The organism is Acinetobacter pittii (assembly GCF_022449185.1).
GTDB lineage: Bacteria > Pseudomonadota > Gammaproteobacteria > Pseudomonadales > Moraxellaceae > Acinetobacter > Acinetobacter pittii_I.
The window spans coordinates 43,723-66,475 of record NZ_JAKUKO010000006.1 but is presented as its reverse complement, the minus strand read 5'-3'; the positions used below and the strand labels follow the sequence as shown (position 1 = coordinate 66,475).

The window sequence follows — 22,753 nt, the reverse complement described above, 5'->3', positions numbered from 1 at the left end:
ATGAATATTAGATTTCAAATGACCTATACCACGGTCAAATACGTATTTTCCCAAATTGTTTCAGCAAAATCGCCTTTTATTAAATGAATATAGCGCCCTGCTACACAATCTATTGCTAAGCAGTCATCAATATCAATGACTCGATCTGTATGTGCTTTTTGCCACTGCCGATCTATAAATTGTTTACCTAATTGTTTGGCAGCTACCGCATTCGGTGCAACCACAAACTCATAACGGTGAAGTTCACCGAATTCACTTGCATTATATCCGCCCAGATTAATTAAATATAATTTTAAATCATCTGGTTGTGGAGCAGCATCTGTAAAATGAATTTGATAATTTTGCCCTTGAGAGCTAACTCCTGAGAGCTTGGCCCAAGCATCAATATGCAATCCTTGAGCCTCACCAAACCAAGCCTGTTTAAGTTGAGGATAAACTTCTTCCAAAGTATCTCCTACAGCCATGACTACATCATGAACTTCTGTATTAGCGCGTGCATGACGCCCGCCTAACATCACCATAAACAAACTTGGCATTGTATCCTCTTACATCTCGACCATTTCTACGCCATCAATACGTGCAACTGTCATTAAATCTTTATCACCACGACCTGAAACAGTCGCAATAATAATCTGATCTTTAGACATCGTTGGTGCAAGCTTAGAGACATAGGCCATCGCATGCGAGCTTTCAAGTGCAGGAATAATCCCTTCGATTTTAGTTAAGTCGCGGAAACCTTGTAGAGCTTCTGTATCATTAATCGGCACGTACTCTACACGCTTCATATCTTTCAAGAAGCTATGTTCAGGGCCAACACCCGGATAATCAAGGCCCGCCGAGATACTATGTGTCTCAATAATCTGGCCTTGTTCATCACTCATCAAGTAAGTACGATTACCATGTAATACACCCACATGACCTGCATTTAACGGCGCAGAGTGTTTACCAGTTTCAATCCCAAAACCAGCTGCTTCAACACCATACATTTTTACGTTGGCATCGTTTAAAAACGGATAGAACAAGCCCATTGCATTTGAACCACCACCTACACAGGCAACTAATGCATCTGGTAAGCGACCTGCTTGTTCCAAAATCTGTTTACGCGCTTCACGACCAATAATTGACTGGAAGTCACGAACCAATTGAGGATATGGATGCGGGCCTGCAACTGTACCAATCACATAGTAGGTCGTATCAACATTAGTTACCCAGTCACGCATCGCTTCATTCATGGCATCTTTCAGCGTTTTAGAACCACTTTGTACAGGAACAACTGTAGCGCCCAACAAACGCATACGGTAAACGTTCATCGCTTGACGCTTAACGTCTTCAGCACCCATATAAACAACACATTCAAGACCTAAACGTGCTGCAATTGTTGCTGTTGCTACACCATGCTGCCCAGCACCAGTTTCGGCAATAATACGTTTTTTACCAGAAAGCTTTGCCAATAACGCCTGACCAATCGTATTGTTTACCTTGTGTGAGCCTGTATGGTTCAAGTCTTCACGTTTAAGGTAAATTTGCGCACCACCTAACTCTTTTGACCATCGCTCAGCATAATAAAGTGGACTAGGACGACCTACATAGTAGGCGAGGTCACGGTCGAATTCTGCCAAAAACTGTTCATCATTTTTCATGCGGGAATAGAGATTTTCTAAATCTTCTAATGCCGCCATTAGAGTTTCTGACACAAAACGTCCGCCATGGATACCGAAATGCCCTGCAGCATCTGGGTACTGTGTATAGTCAATCACATTGTTTTGCTGATCCACGTTGGACTCCTTGCATAAATCGTTCAATGAGTTGTTGGTCTTTTATACCTTTTGCGGACTCTACGCCTCCGCTCACATCTACTGCAAAAGCACCGGTAGTATGAATAGCGTCTATGACATTGTCAGGGGTTAAACCACCTGCCAAGATTAAAGGAATATCAAGTTTTGGGAATTTAGACCAGTTAAACTGATGTCCTGTGCCCCCTTTGAGCTCAGGATGCCACGCATCGAGCAATACAGCACTGGCACCAGCTGCCTGATATTTTTGAATTTCAGTAACTACATCCAGATCAGGTTTCACCTGAATCGCTTTATACCAGCGACGTTTACAATGACGAGCAATTTCCTGACATTGTTCTGGAGTTTCATCGCCATGTAGTTGTAATACATCTAGGGGAACACAATCAAGTACATCCTGAATTTCAGTAGCACTCGCATTTACAAACAAACCTACCATTTGTACATAAGGTGGAATTACTTTTGCTAATTCTTGGGCCTGTTCAACTGTTACATGTCTTGGGCTTGGCGGAAAAAAAACAAAACCAATCGCATCTGCTCCAGCAGCAACAACTGCCTGAACATCTTGAGTGCGAGTAATTCCACAGATTTTTGCTCGTGTACGTTTTTGGTTTGATTGGCTCATGATCTGCCTAAACTACAACCATTTCTTAAAATAAGCGCCATTGTAATGCAATTTTTGTCCCTTGCGTAAAAGTTCTCTGGGAATTGCTCCAAATGACATTGTATGAAGTAAATCGCCACTTTATACTGCGTAAAATTGGAAGCAAGTGTAAGCAATTCATGCTTTAGGGAAGCTGGTGAAAGTCCGGCACTGCCCCCGCAACGGTAACAATGTAAAGCATATTTTTTAAGTCGTTCTCGACTTACGCCACTGCAGTAATGTGGGAAGGTGAATATGTCCATAAATTAAATATGGCGCTGAAGTCCGGAGACCTACTTGTTTCATCTATCTACCCGATCATTCACGTGGGGTGAATGTATGGAGCATGTTATGTCTAAGTCTTTTCAACCTACTCGTCTGGTAGGGGCTATCGCTATTGCGATGGGGTTTTCACCTGTTATTTTTGCTGAAGATACAACGAATGCAACTCAGCTTGATCCAATTGTAGTGACTGCCTCAAAAAGTGCTGAAAAAGCAAGTGAAGTTCCGGCACGTATTTCAGTGATTGATGAAAGAACAATAGAACAGAATCCAATTGCAGATTTGCCCTCGCTATTAAGAAAAGAAGCTGGCTTAACTATTCATCAAACAGGTGGTTATGGCCAAACAGCCTCTGTGTTTATTCGAGGAGCTAGTGCTGGACACACTCTATTTTTACAAGACGGTATGCGCTCAAATACTGCGACTGTAGCTGGTCAAAATATTCACTTATTTGATACAACCGATATTAAGCAAATTGAAATATTACGAGGGCCTGCTTCAGTTCAATATGGTACTGATGCTATTGGCGGTGTAATTCAATTAATTTCAAAAACTCCTACACAAAATAAAATCTTTACGACGATCGAAGCTGGTGAGAAGAATACCTATAAATCTATTTTAGGTATAGATTTAGCCCAAGATGGTTATTATGCTCAAATTCGTGGTCAACGTTTTGAAACAGATGGTGATCAAATCATTAGCAATGACAATCGCAAAGCTGGTTTTGATCAAAAAGGGTATTCAGCTAAAGTCGGCGTTGAAAAAGAGCAATATGCTTTATCAGCTGAAATCAAAGAAAATAAAGGTACTGGAGACTTTTTTTCTTATGGTGCAGCGCAAGCCTATGATTTTACTAACCGCTTATATAATATTAACGCCCGCCTTAATTTAACTAACAATATTATTTGGAATACTCGTCTTTCTCAATTTGAAGACCAATATAATTTAATAAAAGCAGCGTATCCGTCAATTGTAAATACAAAGCAACAAGAGGTAGATTCAAATATTAAATGGCAATTTACACCAAGCCAAAATATATTATTTGGTGTAGAACATAATAAAACAACTGCAGAGAAAGTAGTTGCTTATAGTGGCGATACAGGATTTGATAATTCTAATAAGACGACTGGCTACTATTTACAACATCAATATCAACATGATGGCATTAATACCCAAGCAGGTATTCGTGTAGAAGATAATGACCAATTTGGTACACATACAGTTGGACAACTTGCGGGGCGTCTCCTTGTAACACCAACCACAAGTGTATATGCAAATATTGGTACAGCTTTCCGTGCACCAGTTGTAGGACAAATTATTACGGAACCAGCTTGGTGGGGAGGAAATCCAGATTTAAAACCAGAAGAAAGTGTGTCATACGAACTTGGATTTGATCAAAAACTAAATCACGGCTTAAGTGTATATGGTTCGGTTTATCAAACTAAGGTTGATAACTTGATGGTATCTTCTGCTGCAACAAATTTCGTATTTTATAATATTGATAAAGCAACCTTAACTGGGGCTGAGTTAGGTTTAAAATGGTCACTAGATAACTGGTTTATCAATGCTGAATATGCTTACATTCAACCTAAGAATGATGAAACTGATCAAGATGCGCCAAATCGCCCACGTCAAAACTTCAATATGAATATTGGCTGGGATAATGGTGTATATGGCTTCAACACTGCTTTTGTTGCAAAAGGCAAAGCAAAAGATATACAAGATGTTCCAGGCTATACTACTCTTGACTTTAATGCTTATTGGCAAATGAACCCAAATGTCAAAATCTTTACTAATATCCAAAATTTATATGATACAGACTATAAGACTGCATGGAATAAAGAAGTTGGTTCATACTATATTGCCAGTGGCCGCCTTGCGTCAGCTGGTGTGACCTTAAGCTACTAAGTAAAACTTTATTATAAAAATATTTTCTTAACTCCAGTTTCGGGGTAATGTTCTGACCGACATTATCCCTTTTTTATGTTCAGGATATCCATCATGGGACACCGTTTAAGCAAAATCTATACACGCACAGGCGACTCAGGTACAACAGGTTTAGGCGATGGTTCTCGTGTTGCCAAGGATGATTTACGAATTACAGCACTTGGTGATGTTGATGAACTCAACGCCATTATTGGGGTACTTCGTGCTCAAATCACAGATAGCCAAGTAAATGATAAGGCTGATTGGGATAAAAGCTTAAGTCTGATTCAACATTGGCTTTTTGATTTAGGTGGAGAGGTTTGTATTCCAAACTACAACCTACTCCAGCCCGTTTGTATTGAATTTCTTGAAAAAGAAATTGACCGTATGAATGAAGACTTACCGATGCTTAAGGAGTTTATTCTACCGTCTGGTTCTTTATCTTGTAGCTATGCTCATCAAGCTCGTGCCGTTTGTCGTCGTGCAGAGCGATCACTCATGTCGGTGCAAACTCGTGATCAAAATATTCAAGCTACAGCGCTCCAACTTTTAAACCGTCTATCTGATTGGCTATTTGTCGCATCGCGTGCTTTACAGCGTGCCGAAGGCGGACAAGAAGTACTTTGGCAAAAAAATATTAATGAGATTATTTAAAAATAGATTAGATTAAACATGGTCTCTGCTCTTTTTAAAGAGACCATAATCAAAAGATTTCATAGAAGAAAATTATGCGCATTATTGGTCACCGTGGTGCACGCCGAGAAGCTCCTGAAAACACGTTAGGTGGGTTTCAGCACATAAAAGACTTAGGTATTCGTGGTGTCGAATTTGATATTCGTCAGCTTCAAGACCAAGAGTTAGTTGTTATTCATGATGACAATTTTTTACGTACAGCTGGAGTCGATCAAGTTGTAGAGCAGTCGACTTTGGCTCAAGCGTTGTCATTTGATCATCGTCAAAGCTGGCCCAATTGGCCAACTTCTGAACCAACACCGACCCTTACAACTGTTTTAAACTTACTTGATAATTTCGATCATATTGAAGTTGAAGTTAAAGCCGTAAGAGATATGGCGTTAGCCGAACAACTCATTCAAAAGCTTGAGACGGAATTACAGGGCTTTGAGAAAGTCGTAACCATCACAAGTTTTGATCTTCAAATTCTAACTGCTTTACGCGATATAAACTCTCAATTTAAACGCGGATTGTTAGTTGAACTTCCGGTTGGCGCAACAGCGATTGAACTCGCGCATCAATATGGTTGCGGTCATATTGGTTGGCATGATCAGTTGGCAACAGATGAAATGATCCAACTATCACATCAAGCTGGTTTGAACATTAGTGTCTGGACAGTCAATGATGTAGAAAGAGCAAAAAGACTACGTGATTTAGAAATTCAGGGCTTAATTACAGATATTCCAACTACGATGTTACAAGCCCTGTAAATATAAAAAAGGTGGTAAAAACCACCTTTTATTTCTTTTGTGCCTGAATGAGGCGCTGACCACTTTGGTCAAGTAGATATAGCGTATTACCTACGAGTTGGAAGCGTTGGATACGTTGCAAAGCATCTACCAGCTCTGCTTCTTGAGCCAAAGCACCATCACAGCTTGAATGACCTGCATTTACTTGCATATCAAGTTTTTGCTGGCTGAAATTAAATGTATAACGGCCAAAAACAGCATTACAGCCAGTATGGCCCGATACTGTTTTGACTGCTGAGTTCAGTGAAAGAGTTGGCCATTGGTTAAAGAATTTTGCCTTATGACCACTGATCTGAGTGATCTGCCAATCAATATCTTGAATGCCATCCGGACTCACTCTCTTTTTTACAACAGGTGCTTGAGTCTGATGAACTGTTCTTTTTGTTTGAACTTTTTTCGTAGTTTGTTCGGGTGCACTTTGACATGCGGCTAATACAAGACTGATTGTGACCAAGACACACTTCAATGATAATTTTCTTGAAATATCAATGCTGTTCTTTTTTTTCAATCGTTGTACGTTCATTAAACAACTTCTCCTGCTTGAAAAACTCTTTGACATAGTTTAATTCTGTTACGGTTCTTTCAATACATCTGTACAATAATGCTAGTGATTCTCACTAAGCACGTGCTAATATGAAGGATAGAATAGCAATATATCTTGATGATTGGTTTTGCTATGTCGTTTTGTCTTTGTACCTTGTTTCACAAGGATTCTAGGAGCGCTGCCGGATATGACTTCCGCCCCACTCAAAGCCCCAATTAACTGGACCGCTAGCATTACCTTAATTGGTTTACCAATTCTTGCCGCAATCATAATCCCGATTTATGCGTATTATTATGATTTTAGTGTAAGCGCATGGGTAAGCTTATTTTTTCTTTTAGCTCTAAGTAGTATGGGGATTACTGCTGGTTACCATCGCCTTTGGGCTCACCGAGCTTATGAAGCGTCGTTACCGCTTAAAATTCTTTTAATGATCGGTGGAACATTTGCCGTGCAAAATAGTATTTTGTTCTGGGCATCTGGTCACCGTACTCACCATCGACATGTTGATGATGTTGATGAAGATCCGTATTCGATTGAGCGTGGTTTTTGGTATGCCCATATGGGTTGGATGATCCGCGATCATTCACCATCTGAGCCAGACTTTAAAAATGCACCAGACCTACTCAATGATAAATTGGTCATGTTCCAGCATAAATATTACGCACTACTTGTAGTCGCAGTTCATGTTGGTATTTTAGGTTTAATTGGTTGGGCAACAGGTGATCTATGGGGTGTAGTCCTCCTAGGTGGTCTCTTACGTTTAATCATTAGCCATCAAGTTACATTCTTTATTAACTCGCTTTGCCATATGTTTGGTAAACGTCCTTATACAGACGAAAACTCAGCACGTGATAATTTCTGGTTAGCCATTGCCACTTGGGGCGAGGGTTACCACAACTATCACCATATCTTCCAATACGACTATCGTAATGGTGTGAAATGGTGGCAATATGATCCAACAAAATGGTTGATCTGGTCATGTTCTAAAATTGGTTTAGCTAAAAATTTACGTCGTATTCCAAGCTTTAATATTAAAAAAGCAGAACTGGCGATGAAATTTAAATACGCTGAACAAGACCTCGCTATTTATGGTCATGATGTAAATGCAGACATTACTCAAATGAAGCAACGTATTGCACAAGAGTACGAAGCATTTACACACACCTTAAATGATTGGGCAAAACTTAAAGAACAAGAGTTACAAGCTAAAAAAGCAGCAATGGCTGAAAAGATTCATAGAATGGATCATAAGCTTAAAGTTGATTTTCAATTGCTTGAACACCGTTTAAGTCATCACCGCGAATGCTTAGAAACACTTATGCGTAGTGTTAAAAAGAATACCAATGTGGTGTCAGACTAAAATAAATTCTGATCTAAAATAGCTCTTTCGGGAGCTATTTTTATGCCTGCTTTTTAACTGTGTTATAGTGAAATCCGCTCTCTCTATTTTGCTAAGCCTATGCAGTTTAATCCGCTCTACCCTTCACTTCCGTCTAAATTATTTCATGTTCAGCAGCCATCACCTTTACGTGGTGCAAAAGCAGGACATTTTAACAGTGCTTTGGCTGATGAACTGCAATGGTCAGAAGACGATAAAAATGCATGGGTTGATATCTGTAGTGGACAGCGTACATTCCCTGAATTTCCGTCTCTTGCGATGGTCTATGCGGGCCACCAATTCGGACAATGGGCAGGACAACTCGGCGATGGACGTGGCTTACTGATTGCGCAAATACTCAGTACAAAGGGCCAAACCATCGACCTTCATCTCAAAGGTGCAGGTCCTACGCCTTATTCAAGAATGGGAGATGGGCGAGCAGTATTACGTTCTGTGGTCCGTGAATATTTAGCAGGACATGCTCTAAATGCTTTAGGCGTCGCATCTAGTCATGCAGTCGGTTTTACAACCTCGACCCAAGGTGTACAGCGTGAAAAACTAGAGTTAGGCGCAATGCTACTTAGAACATCTGAATGTCATATTCGTTTAGGACACTTCGAATGGATTAATCAATATGCGCCTGAATTGCTATCAGAATTCACTCAAAAATGTATTGAATGGCATTATCCAGAATGCTTAGAAACTGAAAATCCAATTTTATCCTTTGCAAAAAAGGTAGTTGAACGTACTGCAATTATGATTGCGAAATGGCAATTGGTTGGGTTTGCTCACGGCGTGATGAATACCGATAACTTAAATATTACAGGTTCAACACTCGATTTTGGTCCATATGGCTTTATGGAGCGTTTTCGCCCGAACTGGATCAACAACCATTCCGATTATCAAGGTCGTTATACTTACCAAAATCAACCAAGTATAGGCCATTGGAACTTATGGACGTGGCTAAACAACTTAATTCCTCTCGCTGAACCTGAACAAAAAGATGAGTTTAAAGAAGAGTTAGCACGTTGCTTAGAACAATTTGAACCAATCTTTTTAGAACACTATGGACAAGGTTTATGTCAAAAAATGGGACTTCCCCATTTCCACAAAGACAGCCTTGATTGTAGTTTTGCATTTTTAAGAATCTTACAAACTGAACAACTCGATTACACTCAAAGTTTTATTCGTCTTCAAAATAAAGAATACAAAGCTTTACGAGATGATTGTCTTGATATTCGACAGTTTGATGAGTTTCTTAGCCAATATGAAAGCATTCGTGAACGTCAAGATATTGATGAGCTGGATGCGAATATGCAAAAAGCAAATCCGATTTATATTTTACGGAATCACATGGCTCAGCGTGCTATTGAAGCAGCGGAAAGAGATGATTTTAGCGAAGTAGATCGTTTATTTAAGCTGCTTGATCAGCCATATACAAGACAACCAGAGCTTGAGCAACCACAAGACTTAGGGCCATTACCAAATGATGTTCCAGATGTAGCAGTGAGCTGTTCATCTTAATATTAAAAAACTAAAACTCTCTTAAGTTAATTTGAGACACTTAAGAGAGTTCATTGAGTATAAAAAATAATATATGAAAATTAGCCCCTTAATTATTTGCACACTTCTTATCATTCCACTGGGAATCGCTTTTTATAATTATGAAAAATATTTACCGACTTTTACGTCAAGCCATCAAGCCCTCTCAAATGAAGAGATCCAAGAAATAATCAAGACCAAGCCTGTTACCTCAATTGAAGTGTTTAAAAACCAACGCCTACTTCTGCTCAAGAGTAATCAGGACGTGATTCGGCAATATCCGATTCGCCTCGGCTTTAATCCTAAAGGACATAAACATTTTGAAAATGACGGTAAAACACCTGAAGGGATTTATTCTATAGATTGGCGAAACTCACAAAGTGCTTACTATAAATCTTTGCATATTTCGTATCCCGATGCGAAAGATATTGCTTATGCCAAGCAACATAATCAACCAACGGGAGGAGATATCATGATTCATGGATCTGTTCCGAAATCATTACTCTCGATGCCTTTTAGCTCGACTTATATGCCCCATAAGGATTGGACGTTAGGGTGTATCGCGGTTAGAAATGTAGATATAGATGAAATTTGGCAATTAGTCCCCAATCATACCAAGATTATAATTTATCCATAAAATCTTTAAAACTATCCACATTTTCTGTGGATAACATTGTGGTTATCCACAGAATAACTTTTATAAAGACTTACTCTTCAGGATATTCGAAGCGATAACCTACACCATAAACGGCTTGAATCCACTCATGGCGGTTACCAGTTTCAGCCGCTTCACTAATTTTTCGGCGCAAGTTTTTAATATGGCTGTCAATCACACGATCGGCAACATCAAAGCTGTCTGGATTAATATGATCCAATAATTGTGCACGTGAGTAAACTTGCCCCACATGCTCTAAAAATAGCTCAAGTAAGCGAAATTCGGTTGGCGTTAAGCTCAACGATTTTTGTTGATACCAAATTCTTTGTTGTGCTTTATCAATTCGGAAAGAATCATTTTGCTCAGGCTCTGCCTTACGCTCTAAACGACGTAAAACAGCTTGTACACGAGCCACCAACTCTTTTGGGCTAAATGGTTTACATACGTAATCATCAGCGCCCATGTTAAGACCTAATACTCGGTCAATTTCTTCGGTACGGGCAGTGACCATAATAATCGGTAAATCTGACTGTTCACGAACTTTACGGCAAATCGTTAAACCATCCATTCGTGGAACCATTAAGTCCAGAATCATTAAATTAGGTTTACGTTGCTGGAAACTCGCATAGGCATCTTGACCATCATGAAACATACTTACTTCAAAACCGGCAGCTTCAAGATAATCACGCACCAAATGCGCCAATTCGACTTCATCTTCAACCAACATCACATGTTTCATGAGATATTTTTCCTTTTATATTTAACTCTGCTTTTTAAAAGTAAGTACACAACGTAAACCACCTAATGGTGAATGTTCAAAACTGAGTGTACCACCAAGCGCCTGCGCAATCTTACAAGACAAAGCTAAGCCCAGCCCTGTTCCACCTGTACTACGCGTACGCGAATCATCTACGCGATAGAAACGTTCACCCAAACGGGATAACTGCTCATCACTTAAACCATAAGGACTATCATCGACATATAACGTCCACTCTTGAGGAGTCTGACTTGTATGAATATGAATTTTGCCACCTGTTTCTGTGTAACGAATACTATTACTAATTAAATTAACAATAATCTGTTTAAACCGATCACGGTCTAATAATAGCGGAGAACTTGTTCCTTCAACTTGAATTTCGAGACCAGCCTGCTCAAGTTTGGGTTTAAAGTTTTCAACTTCTTGTAATACCACTTCCCATGGATTTACAGAACTCAAATAACACTTAAGCTGCTGAGCATCTGCCTGCGCTAAGTCTGCAAGGTCTTGGGTCAATTTTTTCAAGCTTGAAACCTGACGCATCATTGCATCTAAATGTTCAGGTGTGGCTTTTCGAATCCCGTCTTGCATCGCTTCAATTTGTGCTTGTAATACAGCCAGCGGCGTTTTTAATTCATGAGAAGTATCAGCCACCCATTGACGTCGTGACTCTTCATGCTGATGTAAAATCTCTGCCAAATGGTTCAACTGGGTTGATAAATCACCTAGCTCATCATTTCGCTTAATGACCACTTGGTGTTGATAATTTCCTTTGGTTAATTCATTGGTTGCATTTAATAAACGCTGAATTGGTTTTTTAAAATAAGTTGCCATTAACAGCGCTGCAACTAAACTTGATAGTAAGGTCAAAGCATAGATTAAGAGTAAATAACGCTTTTGATTACTAAAGAAATTAATACTCAAAGCATCTTCTTTATCTAAAACAGGTTTTAAGCCTAAATATCCCACAACTTTATTATTTAAAATAATCGGGCGAAATGACATTTGATCTGAAGAAGGCGGTTCACCTACCACAAACTGGTGCTGTGCATCATATAGAGATAAACGGGAACTCAATCCTAAACGGTCTGGTAAAGCGATAAAACGTTTCTTCCCATTTTGGGTTTCAATATCTTTTAAGCTTCCCTTTTTTGATTTATTTTTATCATCACTTGGGCGAAATTGGTTTGCACTCAAAGGAAATCTTAGCCCTTCAAACGGTTGATACTGTGAAGGTAAATTTTGCTCGAGTGCTCTTAATTCCTCATCACTAAAAATAGTATTTTTATTTGTCGGTGCAACTTGCGGTGAAATATTGATGAGCGCGTGTTCATCAAAAGAATGCTGCTGTATGGCAATGTCATATTGGCGACGAAGCCACCACTGCGAGAGACGATCGTAGTCATCGGGAGCCGCGGTTCCTTCGATTTGTAAAATCTGTGCCTGAATCGCATTTCCCCAATCATGGTATACCGTATAAACATCACCTAGATTGGTTATAAGGCGGTCGAGCTTCTGCATTTCAACGTCGGCTACATATTTGGCAAAGTTCTTTTGCATTGTCCAGTGCAAAACGCTCAAGCTTGCAGTCGCAATAAGTAATGTAGTGAGCAAGACTGTCAAAAATAACCGTAATGCAATGGGAACACGTAGAACGTTCAAAAGCACTCTCTCATTTTTACCCTATATTTTGCATTGTAACCAACAACGAAAAGAAAAACTCTCCATTGTTTCTACATCTTTATTATCTAATCTTTAACCCATCAGTAAACACAACATTAAAGGGCTTTAGATATGAAAATGACGGCAAAAATTGCATTATTCAGTGCGGCAATTGTAACAATGGGAAGTTTGGCTGCGTGTCAATCGACAACTCAACCACCTAAACCAGAGCGTGGAATGATGCAAGATGGCCCTCGTGAGGGTCACCACCATATGAAGCACCGTGAGTTCACTCCGGAACAAAAAGCTGCATGGGAACAGCACCGCGCAGAACGCAAAGCACGTTTTGAACAAATCCAAAAAGCATGTGATGGTAAAGCCAATGGACAAACAGTAAATGTTCAAGTTGGAGATAAGACACTTGAAGGTACTTGTAACCTTCGTTTTGAACCAAAGCGCCCTCAACCAGCAGTTAACGCTCCTGCTCCTGCACCAGTTCAAGCAAAATAATTCTAAAATTATGAAACAAAAAGGCGCCTATAGGCGCCTTTTTGTTTATACATAACTGTTTACGATTTTGACTATTTGTATCATCTAAACTTCACTAAAAGTATTTACACTCAAAGCACTTAGCTAGTTTAAGCATTTTTTTCTTGACTTTGCAGTCACAAAGTAAAGGTCCTGAGGTGCTTGTGCAGTTATGCAAGTTGTTGCACGATGTAATAGTCCAAGGTGCCTTATGGCACATTCTCATAGATTAAGATTATAACTCTGGTTTCACCAGTATTGAGGAACCCGATATGCCACAATACAAAGCGCCCTTACGTGATATGCAATTTGTTTTGCATGAATTATTAAATGCTGAAGAACACTATGCAAAATTACCTGATTTCCAAGGTAACGTAAGCCGTGAATTGGTTGATCAATATTTAGAAGCTGCTGCTGACTTCTGTGAAAATGAACTTTCTCCTTTAAACCAAGTTGGCGACCGTGAAGGCTGTACTTGGAATGATGGCGTAGTCACTACTCCAACAGGTTTTAAAGAAGCTTATCAAAAATATATTGAACTTGGCTTTCCGTCTTTATCAGCAGAAGAACAATACGGTGGTCAGGCCTTACCTAACTCTTTAGGTATCGCAATTTCTGAAATGGTAGGTAGCTCTAACTGGGCATGGGGCATGTACCCAGGCTTGTCTCACGGAGCTGTACGTACATTAGAGCATCACGGTTCTGATGAACAAAAAAATACTTACTTACCAAACCTTGTTTCAGGTGTTTGGACGGGTACGATGTGCTTAACTGAGTCTCACGCAGGTTCAGATTTAGGTATTATCCGTACTAAAGCAGAACCAAATGCTGATGGTAGCTATGCAATCTCTGGCGAGAAAATCTTTATCTCTGCTGGTGAACATGACATGGCTGAGAACATCATCCATATCGTTCTTGCTCGCCTACCTGGCGCACCAAAAGGTACTAAAGGTATCTCATTATTCATCGTTCCTAAATTCAATGTAAATGCAGATGGAACTATTGGTGAACGTAATGCGGTACGTTGTGGTTCTATTGAACACAAAATGGGTATTCATGGTAACGCGACTTGTGTCATTAACTTTGACCAAGCTAAAGGTTACTTGATTGGACCTGAAAACCGTGGTTTGAACTGTATGTTCACCTTCATGAACACAGCACGTATTGGTACTGCTGTTCAAGGTTTAGCAGCGTCTGAATCATCTTTCCAAGGTGCGTTAACTTACGCGAAAGAACGTTTAGCAATGCGTTCACTTTCTGGTCCTAAAGCTCCAGAAAAAGAAGCAGATCCTATTATCGTTCACCCTGCTGTTCGTAACATGCTTTTAACTCAAAAAGCGTTTGCTGAAGGTGGTCGTGCTCTTGTTTACTTACTTGCTCAATACGCAGATATCGTTGAAAAAGGCGAAACTGAAGAAGAACGTAAGTTTGCTGACAACATCTTGTCTTTATTGACTCCAATTGCAAAAGCATTCTTAACTGAAACAGGTTCTGAATCTGCTAAGCACGGTGTACAAGTATTCGGTGGTCATGGCTTTATTTCTGAGCATGGCATGGAGCAAATCGTACGTGATACACGTATTGCTTGCTTATACGAAGGTACAACTGAAATTCAAGCACTTGATTTGTTAGGTCGTAAAGTATTGCAAACTCAAGGTGCAATGCTACGTGACTTCACTAAGATCATCCATAAATTCGTAGAAGCAAACAAAGACAACGCTGCTATGAAAGAATTTGTTGAACCGCTTGCGGCGCTTAACAAAGAATGGGGCGATCTTACTATGCAAATCGGTATGCGTGCGATGCAAAACCCAGATGAAGTCGGTGCTGCTGCTGTAGATTACCTATACTTCGCAGGTTATATCACTTTAGCTTACCTATGGGCTCGTATGGCGCTTGTAGCACAAGAGAAGTTGGCAGAAGGTACAACCGATGTTGACTTCTACAATGCGAAAGTAACCACTGCTCGTTTCTACTTCAAGAAAATCTTGCCACGTGTACGTTCTCACGTAGATGTGATCGCTGGTGGTCTAGATCCATTAATGTCATTAGACGCTGAACATTTCGCTTTCTAACCATAGTTAGTTGCGATATGCAATGTTAAAAAACAAAAAAGGACTGCTCAGTTTTGACGGTCCTTTTTTTATAAAATCAGTGATAAATTTAGACTTTAAATTCAATATCCATTTCGTTTTACAGGATATCTAGCACAGGCCAATGTGCACAAAAAAGGTGAACGATTATGCCAATTTACAATGCTCCTTTAGCTGATATGAAATTCATCTTAAATGATGTATTTAAAGCAGAACAATTTTGGCAGTCTAATGAGAAACTCGCTCATGTAGATGCTGCAACAGCTGAAGCAATTTTAGAAGAAATGGCTAAATTTGCTCAGAACGTGACTCATCCATTAAACCGTACCGGTGACGAAGAAGGCGCTCGCTATGAAAACGGCGAAGTATTCACACCAGCTGGTTTTAAAGATGCATTTCGTCAATATGCAGAAGGTGGTTGGATTGGCTTAGGTGCCGATGAAGAATGGGGCGGTCAAGGCATGCCAAAAATGCTCACCGTTCTTTCTGATGAAATGTTATTTGCGACTAACCCATCTTTCATGCTTTATCCGCTTCTTTCAGTAGGTGCTGGTATGGCTTTAAGCAGCTACGCATCTCAAGAACAAAAAGAAACTTATTTACCTAAGATTTATTCAGGTGAATGGTCAGGTACCATGTGCTTAACTGAGCCACATGCAGGTACTGACTTAGGTATTATCAAAACCAAAGCTGAACGTAATGAAGACGATACTTATAACATTACAGGTACTAAAATCTTCATCACTGGTGGTGACAACGATTTAGCAGAAAACATTATTCACTTAGTACTTGCTAAAACTCCAGATGCCCCTGCTGGTTCACGTGGTATCTCGTTATTTATCGTACCGAAATACCTTGTAAATGAAGATGGTTCTTTAGGCGACCGTAACCATGTTGGCCCAGGTTCAATTGAACATAAAATGGGTATCAAAGCATCTGCAACTTGTGTAATGAACTTTGATGGAGCTAAAGGTTACCTCGTTGGTAAAGAAAACGAAGGTCTTGCAGCAATGTTCGTTATGATGAACTACGAACGTTTATCCATGGGTATTCAAGGTTTAGGCGCATCTGAATTTGCATATCAAAATGCTGCTCAATACGCGACTGACCGTTTACAAGGTCGTAGTGCAGCTGGTGTTCAATCACCAAATAAACCTGCTGACAGCATTTTAGTGCATGGTGATGTACGTCGCATGTTGTTAAATGTACGTGCCAATAATGAAGCTTCTCGTGCATTTGCTGTATATGTAGGTCAACAACTCGATATCACTAAATTCTCAACTGATGCAGCAGCAGTGAAAAAAGCCAATGACCGCGTTGCGCTTTTAACTCCAATTGCAAAAGCTTACCTCACAGATACAGCATTCCAAGCAACTTTAGATGCTCAAATGGTATTTGGTGGTCACGGCTATATCCGTGAATGGGGTATGGAACAATGCATTCGTGACCTTCGTATTGCTCAAATCTACGAAGGAACCAACGGCGTTCAGTCTCAAGATTTAATTGGTCGTAAAACCATTAAATGTGGCGGTGCATTCATTGCTGAATACATCACCGAAATCCGTGACTTTGCAAATGACCTAGACACTGACTTGAACTTCATTAAAGATGCAACTTTAGATGCTGCAACTGAAATCGAAGCAATCACTCAGTTTATTATTGAGCAAGCTGCTGAAAATGTAGAGTTCCCGAACTCAGCTGCGGTTGATTATTTACATGCGGTTGGTTTACTCAGCTTCTCATACATGTTTGCGAAAATTGCTGCCGCTGCTAAAGATAAGTCTGGTGATTTCTATCAGAACAAACTTGCTTTAGCTCAGTACTTTGTTGAACGTATCTTGCCGGATATTGATGCGCGTATTGCTAAAATCAAAGCTGGTTCTGACTTAATTATGGGCTTTAGTGAAGATTACTTTACTAATCAAGCTTAATTAAATTTTTCTAAAAACGCCTGAATAATCAGGCGTTTTTTATTTTGTATTTACTATTTCCATTGGCACAAAATTTGTTTAATTTCTAAACATTACGAAGTGAACAAAAGATCTTACTATGCCTGATCCTAAAAAATATGAACGGATACTTGACCGTTTCGGACATTACGCCGTAGAAGCCTTCCATTATTTAGCCTTGTTTATTATCGGGTGTATGGTGGCATGGTCGGCAGCCAATACCGTTTTTGAAATTCTGACTGTCAAAAAGTACGCTTCAATTGATGATATTTTATTATTATTTATTTACTTAGAGCTTGGAGCAATGGTTGGAATTTACTTTAAAACCAACCATATGCCTGTACGTTTTCTTATTTATGTCGCGATTACGGCCTTAACCCGTCTACTCATTTCAGATATTCAACATGATCATAAAGCGGATATCGATCAAGTCATTATTACGGGCTCAATTTTGATTTTAGCTTTATCTATTTTAGTCGTTCGATTTGCTTCATGGCACTACCCATCAGTGATGAAAGAGAAACACGCAAAAACCTCAAATAATTTGAAAACCCCTCAACCGCAAGATGACGAGTTAGCATAAAAAAAGGCCTCAATATTGAGGCCTTTTTATTTTTACATTTACCGAACTCGGTAAATGTTGTGTCTTGAGTCTACTAATAAGTATTGGTTAGGGGTTTTAACCCAATGGTATCCACGTGGTGGCGCATATAAACGATGCGCTCTCCAGTCTGAAACATAATAGCGGCTATGGCGATATTGAGTAGGAATACGTTCACCACGTTTAAAAGCAACATAGTTACCATAATGCTTACCACGATCAGCATTTGACCAAACTGGCGCTCGGTGATCATTACGATAATCATGACGACGGTCATCACGATGCTCATATCGATCATAGTTTTTACCATGTTTATTGTCCCAACGATGACCTGAATCAGCCATCGCGGTAGCTGATATACCTAACATTAATGTCGAAAGTACAAGAACGATTGGCTTTTTCATGGCCTATTTCCTTTTAATCTTGATATGAAGCTAGATTAGAAGAGACTCAAGGAGAAACCATGAATAAAACCGCTTTGACTGCTAAACTTTGTAATGACTATAAAGAAAATATGAAGAATCTGTATCTGTGCTACCATTAGCATTTTTCAAACTAGGTCAATTGCTGTGTCTGAAATCAGTTTTGAGCGTCTTCATCAATTTTTTTGCAAAGTTCCAAGTGTACAAGAAGCCCGTATTATGGCTCATGGAGCAGATGGCGAACATGCTTGGTGGTTTAAGTTCAGTATTGATGTAGAACATCCGCTAGCATGGCAAACAGTTCAAGAACTAGGTCATGTTTTAAATTATCTATCGACGAATGAACGCCTACCCACATTATTCTTCCCTGTTTCACCACCACCTTACATGAATGGCGAAGCCAAAGATTTTTTATCATGGATTATTCAATGTAACCATCCTGAATTTTCTCCTGATGGGGTTTGTGATTGGCTTGAAGCGCGTTTGCCAAATCCTGTTGACGACGAGTCACAGTGGAAAATTAAAACGGATTTGAGTGAAATCGAAAAGTTAGATGATAAAGCGTTGGATCAATTGATTCCGCCAGCGCCTTAAATTATTTCAATGATGGGTAGGCTAAGTGATATAGCAATTAATATTTTCCAATATTCGCTTGTGCTAAATGTCATCCACAACCTGCCCGAAATTTATGAATATATTGCTTTTGCAATAAAATCGGTTAAATGAAGATATTGAACAGGTTTTGTGGATGACAAATGCCTTTGGTTACTTTGGGCAAAACCAAAGTAACGAATGAGCTCTAGTTTTAGGGTGAGACTAAGTAAGACTCCGTCGTGAACATATAGCCTCAACGTTTATATAAAAAAATAGAATTAGAAAGTCGATAATCCTGACCATTCCATAAAACGATAAATCCAATACTTCACTTTAGACTCATCTGCATACTTCGCATAGTCTACGCTCATCTGTCTACCTTGTAGGTTTGACCACGAGGTATTGAAGTAATCTTGCGCATCTTTAAAAACTTGATCTTGAACTTTGCCAATGACCAACATATCCGTTTCAAGGTTGTAATTTTTTAAATTACGGGCCGTAAAGTTGGCAGATCCTACGATCAACTCAGCGTGTTGGGCGTTATATTTCAAGATCATTTTGCTATGGTTCTGCTCGCCATGGGTATCACACCAACGGATTGGAATGCCCGCAGCGTGTAGCTCTGAAGCCACCTGACGGTTTGGAATACCATTCTTTTGTCGACCAAACGCATCTTTATTTGGATCGAGTAAAACACGAACAATAACACCACGTTCTTGGGCACTTTTTAGCGCTTTAATAATCTTACGTTCAGACAAATAGAACATACTTAAATCAAGATGTTCTTTAGGTTTAGCCGTATTAATTAATTTTAATACAGCTTCATAGATCGCCCCTTCAGTTAAAACCTGTACTTGCGGTTTCCTTACATCTTTTTCAAAGTCACCTAAAATGAGCGATGGAGAGCTACTACCTGACATTTGCGCAACAGCAGCTTCAGTTTGGAGCACATCAGCAGCTGTTGCCCCTGTTACAACCAACGCGACATTAGAGTGTCTAGAACTGCCATCGTGTGGATTTGCTGAGGTTACCAATGATTTCCAACCCGCATCGGTATCAACGACAACGGTTTTACGGTGATTGGCCTTAAAATTAAATAAGTTTAGATAGCTGCGCAGTGTAATTTTTTCATCACCGAATGGATTCGGTAACCAGCCCTTTTCAGGGTTATTGCCAATATTTTGACAGCAGATGTACCAGAACCCAGACCAAAACGGGTTAGAAGCTCGTAAAGGGGCTAAATTCGTTTCAATCACATCAACACCTGCCTGACGTAACTGACGGTAGTGTTCAGGGCTGATACCACCGTATACCGAGTTAATCGGGTCGGTAATCATAACGATCTGAATTTGGCGGTTCTGTCTTTTCTTACTTACTAATGCATCGGTTAGCTCTTGCATTAATGGTCTTTGCTTGAGTTTTGAGTCACCTACTTCAGAATTAAACAAGAACATATCCACCACAATCGTGGTTTTTGCCTCATCAATCATTTTCAAGATTTCATCAAAGATGTGCTGATCAACCTGCTGTTGCCCTTTTGCATCAAGATAAGTTTTGTCTGCTAAAAATTTAACATCGGCATGTCTGAGCTTGCCACTAAAGTTAATCCCTTGTGGTAATGGTTTTACTGTGTGGTAAATCGCCGATGCAACATATGCAATAGCAACAACGCAAAGTAATACCGCCATATAACGACGCCCTGACCAATTTATTTTTTGATGAATTCGTTGAAAAATACGCATAAAAAAGACCTAACTTGATGGTTTCAAATTAGGTCTTTTGGATTGATTTTTCAAGTTTAGTTTCGTGTTAAAGCCTTAGAAACTAAAATCAACACCTACAGTAAAATTACGTCCAACTTGTGGAATATTTGATAAGAATGAAGCATGTTGATAAACCGTGTCATCTAACAAGTTATTTGCTTTCATATAAACACGGTAATCAGTTTTTGCACCATATTGTCCAGAGTATGCTACGCCAAGATTAAGCATGTTGTAGCCTTCAGTTTCGGTCTCGTATGCTGCAATCTTATCTTGGTTAAAGACATGATAGTACTCGGCAGAACCACTAAAGCCATCGCCAAAGTCTGCATCAACTTTAGTACCTAAACGTCCCGCTGGAATACGTGGAGCGTTACCCTCGGCATCAATTTTACCGCGTACATAGTCACCAAAAGCACTGATCTTGTACATTGGAGTAATTTGATAACCAATTTCACCCTCGGCACCATAGAAACGAGCTTTATCTTGAGTATATTGGACTAAACGGAAGTCTTTATAACGGTCAAGGGTTTGTGCATAGATGTAATCATCAAACCAGTTATGGTAAACATGAAGATGATAATCGAGTTTGTCATTATCAAAATGAAAACCTAATTCAACATTATTCGATTTTTCCTTACTGAGTTGATCATTGCCTAACTCATAAGTATTCGTCGCAAAATGTCCACCATTTGCATATAACTCTTGAGCTAAAGGCAAACGCTCTTGATGTGAAGCGACAAAAGAAAGTTTATAGTTCGGTGCAAACTCCCAATTCGCAGCACCTGCGTAAGAGAATGCCGAACCATCAAAATCCTGTTTAGAGTTGTCGTCTACATCAATTTCTTGCTGATCTGCACGGGCAGAAAGCTCAAAATGTACGTCTTTCCATTGTTTATGTTCTAAAGCAAATAAACTCCACTTTTTGGTAGTGGTCGGGGCCATAAATGCTTCTTCGCCAGTTAAATCTAATTTCTGTTGACCTAACTGTGCGCCAATTACGCCTTCCCAACTTGCAATCGGGTTATGTACTAACTCAATACGTCCATCATAACCTTTGTTTTGGAATCGGGTTGCAATTGCGCCCTCTTCAATTTCATCATGCTGATAGTCAGTATAGCTCGCTTGCGCACGTAACTTTTGGAAGCCTGCAAATGGATCATTTAACTCGGTTTTAAAATCGTAACGCTCAGATTTTAAATCAATCCATGGGCCACCATGTTCATGTTCTTCATGCTCATGATCGTGACCTTCTTCACCCTCTTCATGGTCTCCACAATGCAAACTTAAACCATGAATATGGCAAGTTTCATATTCATGGCTATGCCCCGGTAAGCCATACTGGTCTCTGCGGTTGCTATAAGAAATCCCCGTATAACCACGGTCATAAATCCAAGACAAACCAACATTAACCGAGTCACCCTGAGCAAAAGTGTTGTCTACACGGCGCTCTTTTTCACCTTCATGAATATAATTGGGCGCAATATAATTATTCGCATCACGAGTTAACCCCTCAACACGTAAAGCAACTTGGCTGCCCAAGCCAACAGTTACGCCAGCGCTCGCCAGTTTTTCATCACTTCCAGTGTTGTAACGTAAGCCAACTTGTCCTTCATAACCATTTTCAGGCATTTGCGTAGGGATCTTGTTATCAATGACGTTGACTAAACCACCGACGGTCCCCGCACCAAACAGTAAAGTTGAAGGGCCGCGAATTACTTCGACTTGTTTCGCAAGCACAGGATCTACAGTGACAGCGTGGTCAGGAGACAACGTCGAGACATCAATATTTTCTGATGAATTTTGAAGTACTTTAACGCGTGGCCCATCTTGTCCACGGATGACCGGACGACTCGAACCAGCCCCAAACTGATTCGCGTAAATTCCGACTTCACTACTGAGTGCATCCCCAATGGTAGCAGCGCCTTGCGACAGATGCTTTTGATCAACAACAGTATCTGCCACAGCAAAATCTTGTGAAGTTTGCTCAAGTGGATGAGCCTTAATTCGAATGATTTCTAACTTTTCAACATTTTCACTTTCTGCTGCAAATACAGGTACCGATATTGCAGCCAAAATGGATAAGGTCAAAATATTTTTATAAAACTGCATTGGATGTGTCCCGGATCACGATATGTTTTAT

At 39.8% G+C, this 22,753-nt stretch carries 20 protein-coding genes and 1 riboswitch; of the genes, 11 read left to right on the top strand and 9 right to left on the bottom strand.

The genetic code is table 11. The annotated features are described in order from the left end of the window. Positions 1-23: 23 nt before the first annotated feature. From MKX14_RS13735 to trpF, 3 genes are read right to left on the bottom strand one after another with little or no spacing between them, the layout of a single operon-like run. Positions 24-536, bottom strand: coding sequence for a DUF1543 domain-containing protein (locus MKX14_RS13735; protein ID WP_001139542.1), 513 nt, complete (start codon positions 534-536; stop codon positions 24-26). Between the two features lie 9 nt (positions 537-545). Next, positions 546-1,775: a tryptophan synthase subunit beta gene (gene trpB / locus MKX14_RS13730; RefSeq protein WP_002116129.1), complete on the bottom strand. Its 1,230-nt coding sequence runs from the start codon at positions 1,773-1,775 to the stop codon at positions 546-548. Continuing rightward, the gene (gene trpF / locus MKX14_RS13725) at positions 1,750-2,418 is read right to left on the bottom strand and encodes a phosphoribosylanthranilate isomerase (RefSeq protein ID WP_240282722.1); all 669 of its coding nucleotides are present in this window, start codon (positions 2,416-2,418) and stop codon (positions 1,750-1,752) included. The genes trpB and trpF overlap by 26 nt, the downstream gene beginning before the upstream one ends. Before the next feature lie 126 nt (positions 2,419-2,544). Next, positions 2,545-2,751, top strand: a riboswitch (cobalamin riboswitch). 24 nt (positions 2,752-2,775) lie between these two features. Here trpF and MKX14_RS13720 point away from each other — a divergent pair. The 3 genes from MKX14_RS13720 to ugpQ all read left to right on the top strand — a co-directional run bounded on the left by MKX14_RS13720 (position 2,776) and on the right by ugpQ (position 6,086). Beyond that, positions 2,776-4,626, top strand: a complete 1,851-nt coding sequence (locus MKX14_RS13720) for a TonB-dependent receptor plug domain-containing protein (RefSeq protein ID WP_240282721.1) — start codon at positions 2,776-2,778, stop codon at positions 4,624-4,626. 93 nt (positions 4,627-4,719) lie between these two features. Next, complete coding sequence (locus MKX14_RS13715) at positions 4,720-5,298, top strand: cob(I)yrinic acid a,c-diamide adenosyltransferase (RefSeq protein ID WP_032056707.1); 579 nt, start codon at positions 4,720-4,722, stop codon at positions 5,296-5,298. A 74-nt stretch (positions 5,299-5,372) separates the two neighbouring features. Then, complete coding sequence (gene ugpQ, locus MKX14_RS13710; protein ID WP_240282720.1) at positions 5,373-6,086, top strand: glycerophosphodiester phosphodiesterase; 714 nt, start codon at positions 5,373-5,375, stop codon at positions 6,084-6,086. A 28-nt stretch (positions 6,087-6,114) separates the two neighbouring features. On the opposite strand, the gene MKX14_RS13705 is transcribed toward ugpQ, so the two are convergent. Beyond that, positions 6,115-6,648 carry an META domain-containing protein gene (locus tag MKX14_RS13705; RefSeq protein ID WP_017400285.1) on the bottom strand — a complete coding sequence of 178 codons (534 nt, stop codon included), beginning with the start codon at positions 6,646-6,648 and terminating at the stop codon, positions 6,115-6,117. Between the two features lie 208 nt (positions 6,649-6,856). Here MKX14_RS13705 and MKX14_RS13700 point away from each other — a divergent pair, with 208 nt between their 5' ends. The 3 genes from MKX14_RS13700 to MKX14_RS13690 all read left to right on the top strand — a co-directional run bounded on the left by MKX14_RS13700 (position 6,857) and on the right by MKX14_RS13690 (position 10,226). Next, the gene (locus MKX14_RS13700) at positions 6,857-8,029 is read left to right on the top strand and encodes an acyl-CoA desaturase (protein ID WP_002116208.1); all 1,173 of its coding nucleotides are present in this window, start codon (positions 6,857-6,859) and stop codon (positions 8,027-8,029) included. Positions 8,030-8,128: 99 nt separating this feature from the next. Then, complete coding sequence (locus tag MKX14_RS13695; protein WP_240282719.1) at positions 8,129-9,571, top strand: protein adenylyltransferase SelO; 1,443 nt, start codon at positions 8,129-8,131, stop codon at positions 9,569-9,571. A 73-nt stretch (positions 9,572-9,644) separates the two neighbouring features. Further along, positions 9,645-10,226, top strand: coding sequence for a L,D-transpeptidase family protein (locus MKX14_RS13690; protein ID WP_240282718.1), 582 nt, complete (start codon positions 9,645-9,647; stop codon positions 10,224-10,226). A 70-nt stretch (positions 10,227-10,296) separates the two neighbouring features. On the opposite strand, the gene baeR is transcribed toward MKX14_RS13690, so the two are convergent. Together baeR and baeS are read right to left on the bottom strand one after the other, a co-directional pair. After that, the gene (gene baeR, locus MKX14_RS13685) at positions 10,297-10,983 is read right to left on the bottom strand and encodes a response regulator (protein ID WP_002116101.1); all 687 of its coding nucleotides are present in this window, start codon (positions 10,981-10,983) and stop codon (positions 10,297-10,299) included. A 21-nt stretch (positions 10,984-11,004) separates the two neighbouring features. Beyond that, complete coding sequence (gene baeS, locus MKX14_RS13680) at positions 11,005-12,663, bottom strand: sensor histidine kinase efflux regulator BaeS (protein ID WP_005064224.1); 1,659 nt, start codon at positions 12,661-12,663, stop codon at positions 11,005-11,007. Between the two features lie 132 nt (positions 12,664-12,795). Between baeS and MKX14_RS13675 the strand changes: the two genes are divergently transcribed. From MKX14_RS13675 to MKX14_RS13660, 4 genes are all read left to right on the top strand, one after another. Then, on the top strand, positions 12,796-13,173 hold the full coding sequence (locus MKX14_RS13675; protein ID WP_240282717.1) for a hypothetical protein: 378 nt from the start codon (positions 12,796-12,798) through the stop codon (positions 13,171-13,173). Positions 13,174-13,463: 290 nt separating this feature from the next. Further along, positions 13,464-15,266, top strand: coding sequence for an acyl-CoA dehydrogenase C-terminal domain-containing protein (locus MKX14_RS13670; RefSeq protein WP_046811894.1), 1,803 nt, complete (start codon positions 13,464-13,466; stop codon positions 15,264-15,266). A gap of 167 nt (positions 15,267-15,433) precedes the next feature. Next, the gene (locus MKX14_RS13665; protein ID WP_240282716.1) at positions 15,434-17,215 is read left to right on the top strand and encodes an acyl-CoA dehydrogenase C-terminal domain-containing protein; all 1,782 of its coding nucleotides are present in this window, start codon (positions 15,434-15,436) and stop codon (positions 17,213-17,215) included. Positions 17,216-17,333: 118 nt separating this feature from the next. Then, the gene (locus MKX14_RS13660) at positions 17,334-17,816 is read left to right on the top strand and encodes a phosphate-starvation-inducible protein PsiE (RefSeq protein WP_002116490.1); all 483 of its coding nucleotides are present in this window, start codon (positions 17,334-17,336) and stop codon (positions 17,814-17,816) included. A 38-nt stretch (positions 17,817-17,854) separates the two neighbouring features. Here the strand turns inward: MKX14_RS13660 and MKX14_RS13655 are convergent, their stop codons facing one another. After that, entirely contained in the window at positions 17,855-18,238 is a 384-nt protein-coding gene (locus MKX14_RS13655; RefSeq protein ID WP_002116024.1) for an RcnB family protein, read from the bottom strand. A gap of 165 nt (positions 18,239-18,403) precedes the next feature. On the opposite strand from MKX14_RS13655, the gene MKX14_RS13650 reads away from it, so the two are divergent. Continuing rightward, on the top strand, positions 18,404-18,850 hold the full coding sequence (locus tag MKX14_RS13650; RefSeq protein WP_240282715.1) for a hypothetical protein: 447 nt from the start codon (positions 18,404-18,406) through the stop codon (positions 18,848-18,850). Between the two features lie 278 nt (positions 18,851-19,128). Here MKX14_RS13650 and MKX14_RS13645 read toward each other — a convergent pair whose 3' ends face one another. Next, positions 19,129-20,592, bottom strand: a complete 1,464-nt coding sequence (locus MKX14_RS13645; RefSeq protein WP_240282714.1) for a phospholipase D family protein — start codon at positions 20,590-20,592, stop codon at positions 19,129-19,131. Positions 20,593-20,667: 75 nt separating this feature from the next. Continuing rightward, complete coding sequence (gene znuD, locus MKX14_RS13640) at positions 20,668-22,722, bottom strand: zinc piracy TonB-dependent receptor ZnuD (protein ID WP_240282713.1); 2,055 nt, start codon at positions 22,720-22,722, stop codon at positions 20,668-20,670. Between the last annotated feature and the right edge of the window lie 31 nt (positions 22,723-22,753).